15 protein-coding genes and 1 riboswitch are annotated in these 16,519 nt (G+C 57.2%); of the genes, 7 read left to right on the top strand and 8 right to left on the bottom strand.

Features of this window, described 5'->3' with window-relative positions; all coding sequences use genetic code 11:
- The first annotated feature begins 57 nt into the window (after positions 1-57).
- From ACIQ2T_RS03175 to ACIQ2T_RS03165, 3 genes are all read left to right on the top strand, one after another.
- The gene (locus ACIQ2T_RS03175) at positions 58-1,056 is read left to right on the top strand and encodes a nitronate monooxygenase (RefSeq protein WP_353205833.1); all 999 of its coding nucleotides are present in this window, start codon (positions 58-60) and stop codon (positions 1,054-1,056) included.
- 73 nt (positions 1,057-1,129) lie between these two features.
- Positions 1,130-1,603, top strand: coding sequence for a PH domain-containing protein (locus tag ACIQ2T_RS03170; protein ID WP_397589539.1), 474 nt, complete (start codon positions 1,130-1,132; stop codon positions 1,601-1,603).
- Complete coding sequence (locus tag ACIQ2T_RS03165) at positions 1,600-3,141, top strand: PH domain-containing protein (protein WP_397589538.1); 1,542 nt, start codon at positions 1,600-1,602, stop codon at positions 3,139-3,141. The genes ACIQ2T_RS03170 and ACIQ2T_RS03165 overlap by 4 nt, the downstream gene beginning before the upstream one ends.
- On the opposite strand, the gene ACIQ2T_RS03160 is transcribed toward ACIQ2T_RS03165, so the two are convergent.
- From ACIQ2T_RS03160 to ACIQ2T_RS03125, 8 genes are all read right to left on the bottom strand, one after another.
- Entirely contained in the window at positions 3,125-4,267 is a 1,143-nt protein-coding gene (locus ACIQ2T_RS03160) for an alkaline phosphatase D family protein (RefSeq protein WP_397589537.1), read from the bottom strand. The genes ACIQ2T_RS03165 and ACIQ2T_RS03160 overlap by 17 nt on opposite strands.
- Positions 4,264-5,040: an ABC transporter ATP-binding protein gene (locus tag ACIQ2T_RS03155; protein WP_397589536.1), complete on the bottom strand. Its 777-nt coding sequence runs from the start codon at positions 5,038-5,040 to the stop codon at positions 4,264-4,266. The genes ACIQ2T_RS03160 and ACIQ2T_RS03155 overlap by 4 nt, the downstream gene beginning before the upstream one ends.
- Positions 5,037-6,002 carry a FecCD family ABC transporter permease gene (locus ACIQ2T_RS03150; protein WP_397589535.1) on the bottom strand — a complete coding sequence of 322 codons (966 nt, stop codon included), beginning with the start codon at positions 6,000-6,002 and terminating at the stop codon, positions 5,037-5,039. The genes ACIQ2T_RS03155 and ACIQ2T_RS03150 overlap by 4 nt, the downstream gene beginning before the upstream one ends.
- A complete protein-coding gene (locus tag ACIQ2T_RS03145) occupies positions 5,999-6,835 on the bottom strand; it encodes an ABC transporter substrate-binding protein (protein WP_397589534.1) in 837 nt (278 codons plus the stop codon). The genes ACIQ2T_RS03150 and ACIQ2T_RS03145 overlap by 4 nt, the downstream gene beginning before the upstream one ends.
- A complete protein-coding gene (locus tag ACIQ2T_RS03140) occupies positions 6,835-8,646 on the bottom strand; it encodes a TonB-dependent receptor plug domain-containing protein (protein ID WP_397589533.1) in 1,812 nt (603 codons plus the stop codon). The genes ACIQ2T_RS03145 and ACIQ2T_RS03140 overlap by 1 nt, the downstream gene beginning before the upstream one ends.
- A gap of 119 nt (positions 8,647-8,765) precedes the next feature.
- Positions 8,766-8,965, bottom strand: a riboswitch (cobalamin riboswitch).
- A gap of 44 nt (positions 8,966-9,009) precedes the next feature.
- Positions 9,010-9,606: a GNAT family N-acetyltransferase gene (locus ACIQ2T_RS03135; protein WP_397589532.1), complete on the bottom strand. Its 597-nt coding sequence runs from the start codon at positions 9,604-9,606 to the stop codon at positions 9,010-9,012.
- A gap of 2 nt (positions 9,607-9,608) precedes the next feature.
- Entirely contained in the window at positions 9,609-11,849 is a 2,241-nt protein-coding gene (locus tag ACIQ2T_RS03130) for a molybdopterin cofactor-binding domain-containing protein (protein ID WP_397589531.1), read from the bottom strand.
- Between the two features lie 29 nt (positions 11,850-11,878).
- Positions 11,879-12,331 (bottom strand): (2Fe-2S)-binding protein, encoded by a 453-nt coding sequence (locus ACIQ2T_RS03125; protein WP_397589530.1) that lies wholly within the window; start codon positions 12,329-12,331, stop codon positions 11,879-11,881.
- A 69-nt stretch (positions 12,332-12,400) separates the two neighbouring features.
- Between ACIQ2T_RS03125 and ACIQ2T_RS03120 the strand changes: the two genes are divergently transcribed.
- The 4 genes from ACIQ2T_RS03120 to ACIQ2T_RS03105 form a co-directional block, all read left to right on the top strand.
- The gene (locus ACIQ2T_RS03120) at positions 12,401-13,339 is read left to right on the top strand and encodes an XdhC family protein (protein ID WP_397589529.1); all 939 of its coding nucleotides are present in this window, start codon (positions 12,401-12,403) and stop codon (positions 13,337-13,339) included.
- Positions 13,339-13,932, top strand: a complete 594-nt coding sequence (locus tag ACIQ2T_RS03115) for a nucleotidyltransferase family protein (protein ID WP_397589528.1) — start codon at positions 13,339-13,341, stop codon at positions 13,930-13,932. Before ACIQ2T_RS03120 ends, ACIQ2T_RS03115 begins: the two co-directional genes overlap by 1 nt.
- Positions 13,929-15,536 carry a sulfotransferase gene (locus ACIQ2T_RS03110; protein ID WP_397589527.1) on the top strand — a complete coding sequence of 536 codons (1,608 nt, stop codon included), beginning with the start codon at positions 13,929-13,931 and terminating at the stop codon, positions 15,534-15,536. Before ACIQ2T_RS03115 ends, ACIQ2T_RS03110 begins: the two co-directional genes overlap by 4 nt.
- A 121-nt stretch (positions 15,537-15,657) precedes the next feature.
- Positions 15,658-16,519, top strand: an 862-nt coding sequence (locus ACIQ2T_RS03105) for a TonB-dependent receptor plug domain-containing protein (RefSeq protein WP_397589526.1), incomplete at its 3' end; no start/stop codon positions are given.

The raw sequence follows: 16,519 nt of genomic DNA, 5'->3' as shown, positions 1-16,519 counted from the left end.
TCAGGCATCGGATTGCTGCCTTCGCGGCGCTGACGAACTGTGTATATGAGGCTCGATATGACTAAACTCCGACATCTCATGCAACGTGGTACGGACTTTCTGGGCTGCGAGGTTGCGATTATGTGCGGCGCGATGTCTTGGGTTTCTGAGCGCAACCTTGTGTCCGCTATTTCAAATGCCGGCGGGTTCGGCGTTATTGCGTGCGGTGCGATGTCGCCGGAATTGCTTGATGCGGAAATCGCGGCGACGAAAAAGCTGACGGCCAAGCCCTTCGGTGTGAACCTAATCACTATGCATCCGCAGATCATGGAATTGATCGACGTCTGCGCGAAATATGACGTCAGCCATGTTGTCATTGCGGGTGGACTTCCACCCAAGGGCAGCATTGAAGCGATCAAGGCATTTGGTGCGAAGGTCATTTGCTTTGCCCCGGCGCTGACGCTCGCCAAGAAATTCGCGCGCTCCGGCGTTGATGCTCTGGTGATAGAGGGCAGTGAAGCGGGCGGGCATATCGGCCCTGTGTCGACATCGGTTTTGGCGCAGGAAATCTTGCCCGAGCTTGGCGATCAATTGCCGATTTTTGTAGCGGGCGGAATTGCCCGTGGCGGCGCAGTCGCAAGCTATCTGGAAATGGGTGCGGCAGGGGTTCAGTTGGGTACCCGCTTTGTCTGCGCGCATGAAAGCATCGCCCACCCCAATTTCAAGGCCGCGTTCCTGCGCGCCAATGCCCGCGATGCGGTCGCAAGTGTACAGATTGACCCGCGCTTGCCCGTCATCCCGGTACGCGCGTTGAAGAACAAGGGCACTGAAGAGTTCACCAAAAAACAGGTCGAAGTCGCAGCGATGCTAGATCGTGGCGAAATTGACATGGACACTGCGCAGCTTGAAATTGAGAAATATTGGGCAGGGGCATTACGCCGCGCGGTGATTGACGGGGATGTCGAATATGGCTCGGTAATGGCCGGACAATCGGTCGGCATGGTGCACGTCGAGCGACCCGTTGTCGACATCATCGCCAAGCTGGTTGACGAAGCCAACACTGCCTTGGCACGCTAACGCCCACCCGCTGCAGGCGGGAGGGGAGACAAACCGTCTTGCCAACACAACACAGTCTGCGCATATCAGCCGCATGACCGATGACAATCTGCCGGAACTTACGCCACTTGACCCTGCATTCATCACAACAAGCCGGATAGCCTCCGCGCTTGGCTTGCTGCCATTTGTTGTTGGGGCAGGCGTGCTGGAGTTTGCAAAGTTGCTTCCGCTCGGCACCTTCCTCGTGCCCGTGCTTTTGGCCTATGCGTTTGTTGCATACACGGTGCCAGCCCGCAAATATCGGCATTGGAGCTATGATATGGGAACGGACCGGTTGCGCGTTGTGCGTGGATATATGTTCTACAGCGACACGATTGTGCCCTTTGGGCGCATCCAGCATATCGACGTCGACCAAGGCCCGATCGACCGGCGCTATGGCCTTGCCAAGCTGACGGTTCACACGGCAGGTAATCACAACAGCACCGTGGCGCTACCGGGCCTCGCGCATGCCGACGCTCTGGCGATGCGTGAGGCCATTCGGGCTGCCATTCGGCAAGACGTGTTGTGAACCACGCCACAGACGGCCCTATTGACGTTACGGCGCAGGAAGGCGAGCGGTTGCACATTAGCGGCCTTTTCGTCGGCTTTGTTTCGGGCCTGCCGCAGCTGTTGTTCCCTTTGTTTGCTGCCATTTTTGGCGTGCGGAAATCAGACAACCCTGCGCTCATCCCCATCATCATCGCGGCTGTGCTGGCGCTCAGCCTATTCTTCCGCTGGCTTGGATGGCTGCGTTTTCGCTATCATGTGGGGACGGATGATATCCGCGTTGAAAAAGGCATATTGAACCGCACCGCCCGCTCCATTCCCTATGACCGCATTCAGGATGTGAGCATTGAGCAAAAGCTGCTGGCGCGCATAATGGGGCTCAGCGAGGTCAAATTTGAAACAGGTGGCGGCGATGGCGATGACGCGACGTTACGCTTCGTCACATTGGAGGAGGCGAACCGGTTGCGCGCGCTAATCCGCGCACGCAAGGCTGGCGTAGCGGTAACGCAAGATGTCGCACCAATGGTCGAGGCCGAAGATGCAGAAACGATCTTCGCGATGGACGGTCAACGCGTCTTTATCCTTGGCCTCTATTCCTTCTCACTCATCATATTTGCGGTTCTTGGCGGCCTTGCCCAGCAGTTTGATTTTCTCCTGCCGTTCGATCTCTGGGATTTGAAACGCTGGGCTGGCTTGGCCCAAGAAAGCGGGGTGAGCGTCAACACAATCAATGGTGTCGGCATAGCAGGACAATTGATTCTGGCCTTTGGTGCTTTCACCAGCCTGATTTTCATTGGCTTTGCGACTGGCGTAGTGCGGACATTTTTGCGTGAGCATGGTTTCCGCTTAACCCAGACGGCCAAGGGTTTCCGGCGGCGGCGCGGGTTGCTGACGCTCACCGATGTCGTGATGCCCACGCACCGGGTGCAAGCGGCCGTCGTGCAAACGGGCCCAATCCGCAAACGGCGCGGCTGGCACAGCCTGAAATTTGTGAGCCTCGCTCAGGATAGCAAGGAAGAAAGCAATTATGTCGCCGCGCCGTTGGCCACGTTGGATGAAGTCTGGCGCATTACGAAGGCAGCAAGAATTGAGACGCCTTATGGCGACGAACAGCTGCGCACAGGCCCAGCTTTACACTGGATAATCCAGTTAGTCCTGCTTGTGCCGCCGTTACTCATCGCGATGGCAGCGTTGGTTATATTTGCGGATACGCCCTTTGCGCCTGCAATGTTTTTATCGCTATTGTTGGTCATTGCCGCATTCATGTTTTGGTGTGACTGGCGCAGATACCGCTTCGGGATAGATGATCAGCAATTATACCTTCGGCGCGGCTGGTGGCAGCAGCGATTGACCATTGCGCCGCAGGTGAAGGTGCAGAGCATAGAAATTGCGCAGGGGCCTCTAACGCGACGCTTGGGTCTGGCTTCGCTGAAGTTTGGCATTGCAGGTGGCACGCTGGAGATGATTGCTCTGCCGCTTTCCACGGCACAGGCCATCCGTAGTGCGGTCATGGAGAAGGTAGCAGCCGTGGATTATTCAGCGATCAATCGATCGCATTAGCGACCTGCGTTTCAATCACGCTGCCATCATCCTTGCGCAGCGTCATCGTCACTTTCTTCGCTGCCCAGTCAATGTCGATCTGGCCAAAGTTTGCAATGCCCCAGAAACCACCTGTCCGGCTTGGGTCAGGCTCCCGATCGCCGCCGTCGCCCTTGCCAAAAGCAAGGTTGAGCGAGCTGGATGTGAAATCCCATAATGGTTTAGATAGGCCGGGTGCATTGGTCTTGTAGAAACCGCCGCTATGCCGGTCTCCGCTCAGGAAAATGGCGTTGTTCACGCCCTTTTGCCCGAGCATCGCATATAGGCGTTCGCGTTCCTTGGGAAAATTGGCCCAGCCTTCGAAATTATGCGCGTCGGTAATCACTTGAGTCGATGAAATGATGAAACGCACGTCCGCTGGTTTTTCCAGTTCCTGCGCGAGCCAATTCCATTGCGCAGCGCCAAGCACAGTCGCCTTGGTGTCCATGTTGGGGATGTACCAGCCAAGTGCAGGGGCCGGATCACGATAGGGCATCGTTGCAAGGTCTGAACGGAAAAAGCGCGCATCCAGAATGATGAATTGCACGCGCTTACCCGCTGGACCAAATATGCGGCTTTCATACACGCCGGGACGGGATTTTACATCGTCAGACGCGCCCCAAAAGGTTTCATAGGCTTTCTCGGCCCATTCCTTGAACGCGAATGAACCGCCCGCATCATTCGCCCCATAATCATGGTCGTCCCATGTCGTCATCATCGGAATGCTTCGGCGAAAGCGGTCGAACTCAACCCGGTTGTTCAGCTTTTTATAGCTTGCGGCTAGCGTCGGGATATCCGCGCTATTGGTCGGCCGCGTATCGCCATAGACATTGTCGCCTATCAACAAAAACGCCTGTGGCTTTTGCGCGGCGATTACATCCCAGAATTTCATGTCGCGGTTTTCGTTGACGCAGCTGCCAAAGGCGAATCTTGTGATCACCGTATCGGCCGATAGAGGGGGGCTAGGGGGCGCCTTTGGCAGTTTGTAATCGAGTGTCGCATAATAAGGGCGAAGTGCCTCCTGCGCGCTCTGAGGAGCTCCTAGAGGGGTAATATTGGCCGCACATCCCGACAGCAATAGGGCGGCAACAGGAAGAAGATATTTCATGATTTAATCTTGCCTTTAATGAACAGCTGGGTTGATCCATCGTCGTCTTTGAAAAGCCGCGCGTCAATGCCGTAAACGTCGGCAAGGTTCGCGGCGGTGATGACGTCATCGACGCTGCCTTGCGCAAATAACTTGCCCTCATGCAGCAGCAATAGGTGGTCGGCAAAGCGCACGGCATGGTGCAAGTCGTGCAGCACCGCGACAACGCCTTTTCCATCATTGGCCTGCCGCCGCAGCAAACCCAATATGTCGAGTTGAAAGCCGGGATCAAGATTGGCCAGCGGTTCATCCGCCAATATCCATTGCGGTTCGCCAGCCAGCACCCGTGCCATAAGAACGCGGGCGCGCTCACCGCCGGAAAGTGCTGTGACTGGGCGGTTGGCGAAGCCTTCGGTAGCAGTAGCCGACATGGCGGCTGATATAGCCCTGCGGTCGTCTGCCGAAGGTCCGGCTCCGCGCATATGCGGAATGCGGCCAAGCGCGACCAGCGCCTCTGACGTAATCGCCCAGTGCGTTTCTGCGCCTTGTGGCAAAAGGCCGATACGCTGCGCGCGGGCCGTTGCGGGCATGCTGTTTATGTCTGTGCCATCAAGGCTGGCGGTACCCACATCGGGTTTCAACACGCCAGCAAGGCACGACAGCAAAGTCGATTTGCCTGCGCCATTGGGGCCAAGGATAACGCTAAGTTTTCCCGCCTCAAATGTCGCATTGATCCCATCCAAGCTAGGCTGGCGGCTATGGGAAAAGCTGAGATTGCTAACGGACAGGGTCATAAGCTGCCCTTGCGATAGCGCAGCAGCAACAGAAGGAAGAACGGCGCGCCCAACACTGCCATTGCTATGCCAAGCCGCACTTCACCGGGGCCGGGCACAAGTCGGACCATGCTGTCTGCGGTGAGCGTCAGGATCGCACCGCCGAGCGCCGATGGTAGCAATATCCGCGATGGCTGTTCGCCATAAAGGGCGCGAATGAGGTGCGGCACGATCAACCCGACAAAGCCAACCACGCCGGACACAGCGACAGAGGCGCCTACGGCAAGGCCAACGCCAAATACGATGATCCATCGCAGCCATATCAAGTCGATACCAAGGCTCTTTGCGCCATTTTCGCCCAATGTCAGCGCATCAAGCGCGCGGCCAGTTGAAAGCAAAAGCAAACCGCCCAATGCCATGAAGGGCAGGGCCGTCCAAACGTCGGTCATCAACCGGTCCGTCAGCGCGCCCATTAACCAGTTTATGATCTCGCTCGCGGCAAACGGGTTCGGCGCAATGCTGATGACAAAGGCGGTCAGCGCGCTCGCCAGCGTCGAAAGCACCATGCCGCCAAGGATGAACCCGATCGGTCCGCCGCCCCGCGATATTGCGAGGAGCAATGCTATGCTGGCACCTGCACCAAGCATCGCAGAACCAAAAAGCCCGAATGGCAGCATGTTGATGCCCAAATAAATCGCAAGGACACCGCCCAACGCCGCGCTCGCCGACACGCCGAGTACCGTCGGGTCAGCAAGCGGATTGCGCAGATAGCCCTGCATCACTGCACCCGATAGCCCCAGAACCGCGCCGATACACAGCCCAAGGACTGCACGCGGCAAACGCAGTTCAAGGAAAATCCAGCCATCGGCATTATCCGCGGCCCAAGAGGTTGGCCAAATCCAAACCTTGCCCGCCATCAGCGACAGCAGGAATGCCGCGCATAAGAGCAGCAGCAGGAGTGATGTCAGCGAACGCGCCTTCATGGGATGGCCTTCTGAATAGAATTGCGTGTCTTAGTCAATATTGCGGACACTTTCATGATCGTTGGTCCGCCGCAGAATAACAAACTGTCCGGAAAGTCCACAATTTGGGTGCGATTGCCCAAATGGCGGAGCAGTTTCTGCCGCGCATCCAGTGCAAGGACATCGGCGCCGCGCGCGGCTGTGGGCATGAAAATGACCTGTGGCGGGTTGCGCACTAAGGTCTCCAACGGCAGCACGCTCCATGCGGATAGACCATATTGCGCGCTGGCATTGCGAAATCCGTGGCGCGCCAATAATTCGTCCTGCAACGTGCCCTTACCCGCCACAAATCCGCCATTTTGCCAGATGATGGCCGACACGGGCGGCCCGGATATTTGGCTGTCGGGTAGAGATTTACGAATGTCGGAAATCAGCGCTTCTCCAGCGTCTACCCTGCCGAGTGCGGCAGCGATCGTCCGGATTTGCTGTATATCTTCGGCTATCGTTGGCGCGACCCCTATCGCTACCGTTTTAACGCCAGCGCGTGCCAAGACGGCGTTGGCGCCAGAGGCGGCAAGATTTCCCGTGAGCACAAGCTTTGGCCGCGCCAGCAGCAGTTCCTCAGCGCCTGTACCAATGGCTGGTAACTTTGCAGACCATGTCAGAGGCGCAGATGCGCTGTCTGGGTCATGGGAATAGCTGCTGATGGCAGTAACCTGTCCGGGCAAGGCGATTTCGGCTAGCACGGCATCAATGCAGGGATTGTTCGACACGACCCCATTGGGCGCAATGGCGGGTTGGCTGGCGCATCCGGCCAAGGCAAAAATCGGGAGGATGCACCAACCAAAACGCATCAGAATTTGGCCCTGACGCCGATGGTGGCATGACGGCCAAAGCTGTTATAGCCCGACACCACGGTATATTGCGCGTCCAACATATTTTCGACGCGGGCGTAGACCTCAAGCGCAGCAGTCAGCGGCATCGACGCCCGAAGCCCGACCAAAGCATAACCATCAAGCCGGACATTGTTTGCCGCATCGTCAAAGCTGTCGCCGATGATTAGCAGGCTGCTGCCAAGCGACAGGCCAAAGGGTGTTTGCCAGTCTGCGGTCAAGCTAAAGCTGTTTTGGGGACGCAAGGCTTGGCGGTTACCGAACGTGTCGCCCGCGGTGCGGTTAATCGCGTCCACCAAGGTATAACTTGCGCGGATATCCAATTGGCTGCTGGGGTTCAAATCCAGACCTATCTCAAGACCCTTTGCCGTCACCTTATCGATATTTTCGGATTGAAAGCTGACCGATGAAAAGGCAATCAGATCATTGCTGCGGCGGTTGAAATAGGTCCCGAAAAGCTGTGCCTTGCCTTCGAGAAACTGCTGCTCGACGCCAAGGTCGAAATTGCGCGCGGTTTCCGGCTTCAGCTGCAGATTGCCATAAGGCGGCTGGCCCTCGGTCAGCGTCGGTGCGCGAAACCCTTCGGCATAGGTCGCGCGGAACATGGTCCGCCCTTCATTGGGCGTAAAGGCCAGGTTGCCGCCCAAGGTCGTTTGCCCCCCATAATTGCTATAGGCGTCATGCCGGACGCCAGCGGTGAGCGTTAGACCGTTTACAGGACGAACAATGATTTGGCCAAAGCCACTGACAACGTCATTGCGCGCAACATCGGGTGCAGCACCTTCAAACGATGTGCTAGCAAATGTCCGTTCATATTCGAGGCCCGCAACAAATGTCAGCGCATCGTTCAGGTCAAACGCCGTGTGATACTCCACCCGGTCAATTGCGCCGCGCACATTAAAATTGTTGAAACTGAACACGATTGGGTCGGTGCCAATCCGCCTTAAGTCGGTGCGGGTATAGGCAATCTGGTTGTGTAGGCGACCATCAAGCATATCAAACTGCGCGCCGACATAGCCCACAAATTGGCGGTTACGCGAAACGGGCAGTCCATTGGCGCCAACGCCAAATTCTGAGTCATATTCAACTTTTGCGCGGTTATAGTAACTGCGAAAATCAAAGGTGAAGTTGTCGCTGATATTGACCTTCAACCGCGCATTACCCGTCGCATTGGCATAGCCATCACGCTCTGTTCCGCCAGCCAGTGCGGAAATGCCGGCACTCTTGACGAATGCGCCGCCGACGCTGCCTTCGAACACGCCTTTGGTCCCCGCGATGTTGGCGTTCAGCCTTTTGGTATCATATCCGCCATATTCGGCGCCCAAGCGACCTTCGAAACCATCAACGGGCGCAATGGATTGGACATTCACAACGCCGCCAATCGCTTGGCTGCCCCAGATTACCGAATTTGGCCCACGCAAGATTTCAACGCGCCCGATATTGCCCGTCATCAATGCGCCAAAGTCAAACGCCCCATTGGGGCTGGTGAGGTCGTTGATCCGCACACCGTCGATGAGAACGAGCGTTTGCGCGCTGCTCCCCCCGCGAATGAAGGCGCTGGTCTGGCCACCAAGCCCGCCGCGCGCGGCAACACTGACACCCGGAACGGTTTGCAGGGCATCCACGACGGTTGCGCTCTGCAACTGATCAAGCCGGCCGCGACCGACAATCTCAATCGCTTGACCTGTTTCGGACCGCGGCTGTTCAAAGCCGCTTGCGGTAACGACAATGTCGTCGTCTGCAGCTTGTGCAAAGACGGGTGTCGGCAGCACCGCAACCGCGGCTGCCGCATATTTAAAAATGGTGATGATTTAATCTCCCTCGCACGACGTCCAAACAAATGTCGTCACGCGGAGGAAAACCCCGATTGCGCCAGTGTCCCGCAAGCACAAAGGACAAACCGCAATCAGGCAGGTCTCCTGGCTCCCGGGTCAGTGCCTTAGCCCCGCCTTCCCAGTTTCACGGTTTCCCGTCTCGCCAGTGGCATTTGGAGCAAAAGCTCGCCGGTTACAGTTGCGGGAACAGCGCCGGATTTTCATCGGCTTCCCTATTATCCACGCTCTCGCGCAGACCTGGTGCGTATCAATGGGCTAGCTGGCTTTTCGAAGGAGAGCAAGGGGCTGCGCCACCCGCAATTAGTGCCGCGTTTTGCCGGGCCGCTGCATACCCCAAAATTGCGGGCCCTCGGGCACTTGCCAGCTGTGCTTTATGGCAAAGCCAAGGCTCTGGTATAAAGGGATATTATGCGCATCCGCCGTTTCCAGATAAGCGGGCAGGCCGTCATGATCGGCGCGCTCCAGACCGGCGCGGATGGCTGCCCCGCCATAGCCCTTACCCTGAAAGACGGGGTCGCATCCGGCATAATGCAGATACCAGACAGGCTCTTTCGGTAGATGCTTTTCAATCAAGTCGGCGACTTCAAGCCCGCGGAAAATGGAAAAGCGCAACTGTTGGACAAAGGGAATGATATTCCGTGCCGTATCGAACATGCTGTCGCGCGCTTGGCCGGGGCCGCGCCATAAGGTTACGGCTTCAATGCCATCCGTACCAAACACCGCGCCTTTGCGATGTTCGTCGCGCAGGAACAAATGAAATGCGCCCACCAGTCGCCGTGCACGCAACTGGGGGTCGGGTATGACATAGCTCCAGCCCGCTTCATTCTGGAACGCCCGCGCCAAAGTCTCGGCGATTTCCAGATTATCGGTTGGTTGCAATACCCGTGCGTGCGGCAAAATTACCCTTTCGCCTGCGTTTTTATCGGCAGGTTGCGCACGCGTTTGCCCGTCGCCGCGAACAGCGCATTGGCCAAGGCCGGCGCCGCTGGTGGAACGCCGGGTTCACCAATGCCGCCCATATCCGCGCCGCTGTTCAGGAAGTGGATATCCTGGAATAAGGGTGATTGTGCCATGGTCAGCAACGGATAATCGCTCAGATTGCTTTGCTGCACCGCGCCTTTGTCGAGCGTGATGGCTTCACCAATGGCAGAAGACAGGCCCATGATCGTGCCGCCTTCCATTTGCGCCATGGCTGCATCAGGGTTAACGATGCTACCGGCGTCCACGACCGTTGTGACTTTGTGCACCTTTGGCATGCCGTCTTCGCCCACCGAGGCTTCAACGACCTGTGCGACGATGGTTTTGAAGCTTTCAACCAACGCAACGCCGCGTCCGCGCCCTGCAGGTACAGGCGTGCCCCATCCGCTGCGCGCGGCGACTTCGTCCAATACGCGCAGATGTCGCGATCCCGCCTTCAAATGGTTGCGGCGGAAAACAACGGGATCTTCTCCAGCGGCGTGCGCCAGTTCATCCATGAAGCTTTCATTGTAAAAGCCTTGCTGCGTTGAGTTTACCGAACGCCATGCGCCCGTATTCTGGTTCGAAACATGCGCAAAATGCCGACGTGACACGGCAGGCAAGATGTACGGGAATACGGTCTCGTCCTCGGCGCTTTCGGGTTGGACATAATCGTTTTGATAAGCGGCAATCCGCTTTTTATCCGTTACCGATGCCGTCAGCACCGCAGAGCTTTGTGGACGATAGGCGCCTTGCGCGACTTCTTCCTCACGGCTCCAGATCAGCTTGACCGGATAGGGCAATTGCATCGCAAGCTTCGTCACTTGGCTGACAATTTCCATATACATGGGCAAACGCCGGCCAAAGCTGCCGCCGATGATCATGGGGTGGAAGGTGACATTGTCGGCATCCAAACCGGACACTTCGACCGCCGCCATTTTGGTCGCCAACGGGTCTTGCATCCCGCCCCAAATGTTGAGCTTACCGTCCTTGAAATGCGCGGTGAGCGCAAAGGGCTCCATCATCGCATGGTGGAGGAACGGGACCTGATATTTCGCTTCGATCGGCTTTGCACCGAGGCCAGCCTTTACATCGCCTTCGCCGGCCTCATTATCGGCCTTACCTTTGGCGATGAGTGCGTCATGCGCTGTAAAAATGGATGCAGTCGAAATGCCTGCATTGCCGCCATCGCTGAAGCTGGGCGATAAAGCGCGCAGGCCCGAAATGGCGGGCCAATAGCCCTTAGCAATCACGGCAACCGCGTCATCCAGCTTTATGACTTTTTCCACGCCCTTGATGGCCATCGCGGGCGCTGAGTCGACTGACGTCAGCTTTCCACCGCGCACGGGCGCGGCCATGGTTGTTGCGACGCGCATATCGGGCACCGCGAAATCCATGCCATATTGTGCGGTACCATCGACCTTTGCCGGAATATCCAAACGCTGCATGGATTGGCGCATCAGACGATATTGCGCAGGATCCTTAAGCTTTGGCGCATTATCGAGCGACAAGGTCGCAGCTTCGGCTGCCAGCTCGCCATAACGCAGTGCACGGCTTGATTTGGCGTGGATGACCCGGCTGTCTTGCGTGGTCAGTTCAGCCGCAGGGACATTCAAACGCTTGGCCGCGGTTTCAATCAATGCGAGCCGCGTTGCTGCACCGACCTTTTGGAATGTCTGCTGCCCCGTGAAGCGCAAGGCGGTTGAACCACCCGTAATCTGAAGGTTCATTTGGCGTGCGATGAACGACAAAAAGGATGCTGGAATACCATTGACGATCGCAGCTTGCCCCGTCATCTCACCCAGAAATCCGCGGCCCAGACCGACATTGGCAAAAGAGGGTTCTGCAGGTGCGGAGACCAATTGCACCTGATCCCATGCGGCGTCGAGTTCCTCGGCGAGCATTTGCGCAAGACCTGTGTTCGACCCCTGACCAATATCGGTATGCGGCGAATAAATGGTGATGCTGTCATCCTCACCAATTTTCAGCCATGTCGCAAAAACATGCGCGCCTTTGCCAGCGATGCGCGCCTTGGCGTCTTTGGCAGCGTTGCTGTCGGCGATAGATATGCCGAACAAGCCAGCGCCCACAATTGCGACGCCGCCGATGAGGAAGGCACGGCGCTTCACGCCTTTGCGTTTTACGGGTGCTGCTGCGCTATCGGCTATAGGGGTGTCGGTCATCAGACGGCTCCTTCCGCGGCTTTGGCGGCTTACCCAGTTGCCGCATGGATCGCCTTGCGAATGCGCGGATAGGTGCCGCAGCGGCAGATGTTGGTCATCGCCTCGTCAATTTGCGCGTCGCTTGGGCGGCCCGTTTTTTCGATGAGCGCGACAGCGGCCATGATTTGTCCGGACTGGCAATATCCACATTGTGGCACTTGCGCGGCGATCCATGCCTTTTGCACGGCGTGCAGCGTTCCGTCGGCGGATTTGAGGCCTTCAATCGTGGTAATCGATTTGCCTGCGACGTCGCTGACGGGGACACTGCAAGAGCGGGTGGGTTCGCCATCAACATGGACGGTGCACGCGCCGCACGCCGCAACGCCGCAACCGAATTTTGTACCCGTCAGGCCAAGCTCTTCGCGAATGACCCATAATAAGGGCGTATCGGGTTCTGCGGACAGAGCGACCGCCTTACCATTGATTGACGTCTGAATTGCCATGTGAAGAAGCTCCCGCCTTTAGATGCGTTTCGTATAGCAACGCTTCATCCTCTTTGCTAGCGGTTAGCCATGCAAACGGGCAGCGCCAATCATGATCGTATCCTCGCCGCCGCAATCGAATGGGCTGGCGCGCCTATGGCGATTGCGACGGTGGTCGAAACGTGGAAATCGGCGCCATGCCCGGTCGGCACGCATATGCTGGTCCATGCCGATGGGCGTTTCGTGGGTTCGGTATCGGGTGGTTGTGTTGAGGCCGACGTTCTGGAACGCGCGCAGATGGTTTTGGCCGGCGCGCCAGCGATAGTCCGCCGCTATGGCGTGGCCGACGATGCGGCGTGGGACGTTGGCCTGCCCTGTGGCGGTGATATTCAAGTGCTGGTGCAGCCTGTGTCGGTGGACGGTTTTCCTGCAGGCCTGTTTGCCGACATCGTTAACGCGCGGGGTAATGGAGCAACATTAGCCGTCGTAACGAACCTTGCCTCTGGCCACAGCATGATAGCACATGATTCTGCGGCAGAGAGCTTTGTAAACGTCTATTATCCGCCCCGCCGGTTGTTGATTATAGGCGCGGTGGAGATTGCGGCGGCGCTGTCGGCGATTGCGGTCTCGCAAGGCATCGATGTCACCTTATGCGACCCGCGCGGGCGGTTTTTGACGGCGGACCGTTTTCCTGGTGTGCGCCTTGATGACCGCTGGCCCGACGAAGCGGTTAAGGCCTTTGCGCCCGACAGCCGCAGCGCGATTGTGACGTTGAGCCATGATCCCAAGATTGACGACCCAGCGCTGATTTCTGCATTGGATAGTCCCGCTGCTTATGTCGCTGCGCTTGGCTCGGTAAGGTCTCATGCGGCGCGGCTATCGCGGCTTTCTGCGGCGGGGGTTGGTGCGGACCAAACTGCGCGGATAGAAGGTCCAGCGGGCGTTGCGATTAACGCGATCAGCGCGCCGGAAATCGCGCTGTCGATTGCGGGCGGAATGATCCGCGCGTTTAATATGGGCCTGCGTTGATGGACACAAAGGACGTCGCAATCGTCGTCCTCGCCGCTGGTAACGCGCGCCGTTTTGGTTCGGATAAGTTGATGGCCGATCTGGATGGTATGCCGCTTGGCGTTCGCGCTGCGGCGCAGTTGGCGCAGCTGGATGCAGCCGCGCATATCGCCGTGTGCCAACCGAGCGCAGCGATTACGCAGCATTATCTGAAGCTGGGTTACACTATCGCTGAAAATCGGCACGCGGAACTTGGCCTATCGGGTTCGTTGCATCTTGCGGTTGAGGCCGCGGCACAGACCGAAGCGCAGGCGTTGATGATACTGCTCGCCGATATGCCATTTGTGCAAACTTCCCATGTCGCGGCGTTGATTGCGGGTTGTGACGGCGAGATACTTGCGTCCTCTGACGGGATCCAATCCATGCCGCCCGCCATTTTCCCGCGCGACAGATGGTCACGCTTGCTGGACACTGAGGGGGATGCCGGTGCGCGGCATATCCTTTTGAACGCCAGCACATTAGCGGCGCCAATTGGCAGTTTGCGTGACATAGACACGCCAGATGATTTGGCCGCTTCAAAAGCGCCGCCGCTTGGCTTAGACCGCTCCACATGAACCAGCCCTCCGCCCGTCCTGCCATTGAAGCCGCCTTGCGCAACCCCAACCTTATGGCGGCCGCCATCGCGCTTTCGGAAAACAGGTTGGAGGACGCAGAGCCCATATTGCGCGGCCATTTGCGCGAAGCGCCCACCGATGTGGCGGCCATTCGCATGATGGCCGAGCTGGCCGCGCGCGTTGGCCGTTTGAAGGACAGCGAAGCTTTGCTGCGCCGGGCGCTGGAGCTGACACCAGACTTCGGCGCAGCGCGCGCCAATTTAGCGACGATATTGTACAAGCAAAACCGCTTTCCAGAAGCGCTTGAGCATCTCAATGCCGTGTTGGCTGACGGGGGCGATAACCCGGTCCAGCAAAATCTGAAGGCCGCGGCACTTGGACGGATTGGTGGTTATGAAGAGGCCATCGCGCTTTACAAAGAACTGACCACGCGGTTTCCCGACCACGCCAAATTGTGGATGAGCTATGGCCATATGCTCAAAACCGTTGGCCATCAGGATGAGAGCGTTGCAGCCTATCGCCGCGCGCTTGCGGTCGAGCCGACCTTGGGCGAAGTTTGGTGGAGCCTCGCCAATCTGAAAACGACCAGCTTCACGGACGAAGACTTCGCCGCGATGGAGGCGGCTTTGACATCTGCCAGTCTTGGTTTAGAAGACGAATATCATCTGCATTTTGCGCTTGGCAAGGCGATGGAAGAACGCAGCAATCATGACGCGGCGTTCACGCATTATGAACGCGCAAACACCTTGCGAAATGCTGAGTTGAAATATGATCCGCAATCTGTCCGTCAAAAGGTCGACAGGGTCATTGCGCAATGCACACCCGAATTTCTGGCATCGCGTGCAGGGCAGGGGCATGTTGCGCATGACCCCATTTTCATTTTGGGCATGCCGCGCGCCGGTTCTACATTGATTGAGCAAATCCTCGCCAGCCACTCAATGGTGGAAGGCACGATGGAACTGCCCGATGTTCCGGCGATGGCGCTGCGCGAAGGCAACGATGCCGACTGGATTGATGCGCTCGCCGGCTTCAGCGCGGAGGATTTAGAAAGGCTTGGCGCAGAGTTCATGGAACGCACGCGCATTCAGCGCAAAACGGACAAGCCATTTTTTATCGATAAGCTGCCCAACAACTGGAATTATCTCGCCTTCATCCGCCTCATTCTTCCCAATGCCAAGATCATCGACGCGCGGCGGCATCCGTTGGATTGCTGTTTCTCCAATTACCGGCAGCATTTCGCCAAGGGGCAGGCGTTTAGCTATGACCTTGCCCATCTGGGGCAATATTATGCCGATTATGTGCGTTTGATGGCGCATTTCGATGCTGTTGAGCCAGGCTCTGTATATCGCGTTATCCACGAGCAACTGTTAGAAAATCCGGAAGGTGAAATGCGTTCGCTCTTGGAATTTTTGGGTCTTCCGTTCGAAGAGTCGTGCCTGAATTTCCATCAAAATAAACGTGCTGTCCGCACGGCATCCAGCGAGCAAGTCCGTCGCCCAATCAACCGCGATGGCGTTGATCAATGGAAACCATATGCAGCCCATCTTGAGCCGCTGAAACGCGCGCTCGGCCCTTTCTGGAAGACATATCCCGCATTATCATAGTTGTTGTCTTGCAACACAATGATGCAAAATTAGGCCCAAATGGCTGGTAAAGCGAAAATATATTGCGCCAGAACGCAAATCGGGGTCTATTTGTTACAGAGTAACAAGGGAGGGTAGCCGCGTGCACCTAAAAATTCAGAAAAACAGGATCCGTTCGGCGTTAGCCGTGCTTTTGACATCAACAGCTTTTGCGGTTCCCGCATGGGCGCAAGAAGCCGCCGGCTCCGACAGCGACGTCATCGTCGTGACCGCGCAAAAGCGCGAACAGAATTTGCAGGATGTGCCGATCGCGATCAATGCCATTGGCAATGAAAAGCTCGACCAGCTGCAAGTGAGCGAATTACAGGATGTTGTGAAATTCCTGCCTTCGGTCACCATTCAACAGGGCGGCCCCGGCTTTGCTCAGGTGTATTTCCGCGGTGTGGCATCTGGCGAAAACGCGAACCACTCGGCATCGTTGCCAACTGTCGGCACCTATTTGGACGAAATGCCAATCACGACCATCCAAGGTGCGCTTGATTTGCATGCCTATGACCTTGCGCGTGTTGAGGCGCTCGCCGGACCGCAGGGTACCTTATATGGTGCTAGCTCGATGGCTGGTACGTTGAAGCTGGTGACGAACGCGCCGGATCCATCGGGTCTCTACGGAAGCGCTGGCGTTGAGTTTAACAATGTTGCGCATGGTGATTTTGGTGCAATCTACGAAGGTTTCGTGAACGTGCCGATCGCCGAAGGTGCGGCAGCGCGTCTCGTGGGTTGGTATCGCGACGATGCTGGTTATATCGACAATGTGTTGGGCGCACGCACTTATGCAAGCTCGGGCATTCGGCAAAGCAACACGTTGTTGGTGGAGGAAAACTTCAACAATGCTGAAACCTACGGCGCGCGTTTGGCGCTCGGCATTGATCTGGATGACAATTGGACCATTAAGCCAACCTTGATGGGGCAGGTTCAGAATACGAATGGCAGCTACGCGCAGGAAC

Source organism: Sphingorhabdus sp., assembly GCF_044357595.1.
Classification (GTDB): domain Bacteria; phylum Pseudomonadota; class Alphaproteobacteria; order Sphingomonadales; family Sphingomonadaceae; genus Sphingorhabdus_B.
The sequence above is the reverse complement of the archived record's forward strand: the minus strand, read 5'-3'. Positions and strand labels throughout refer to the sequence as shown.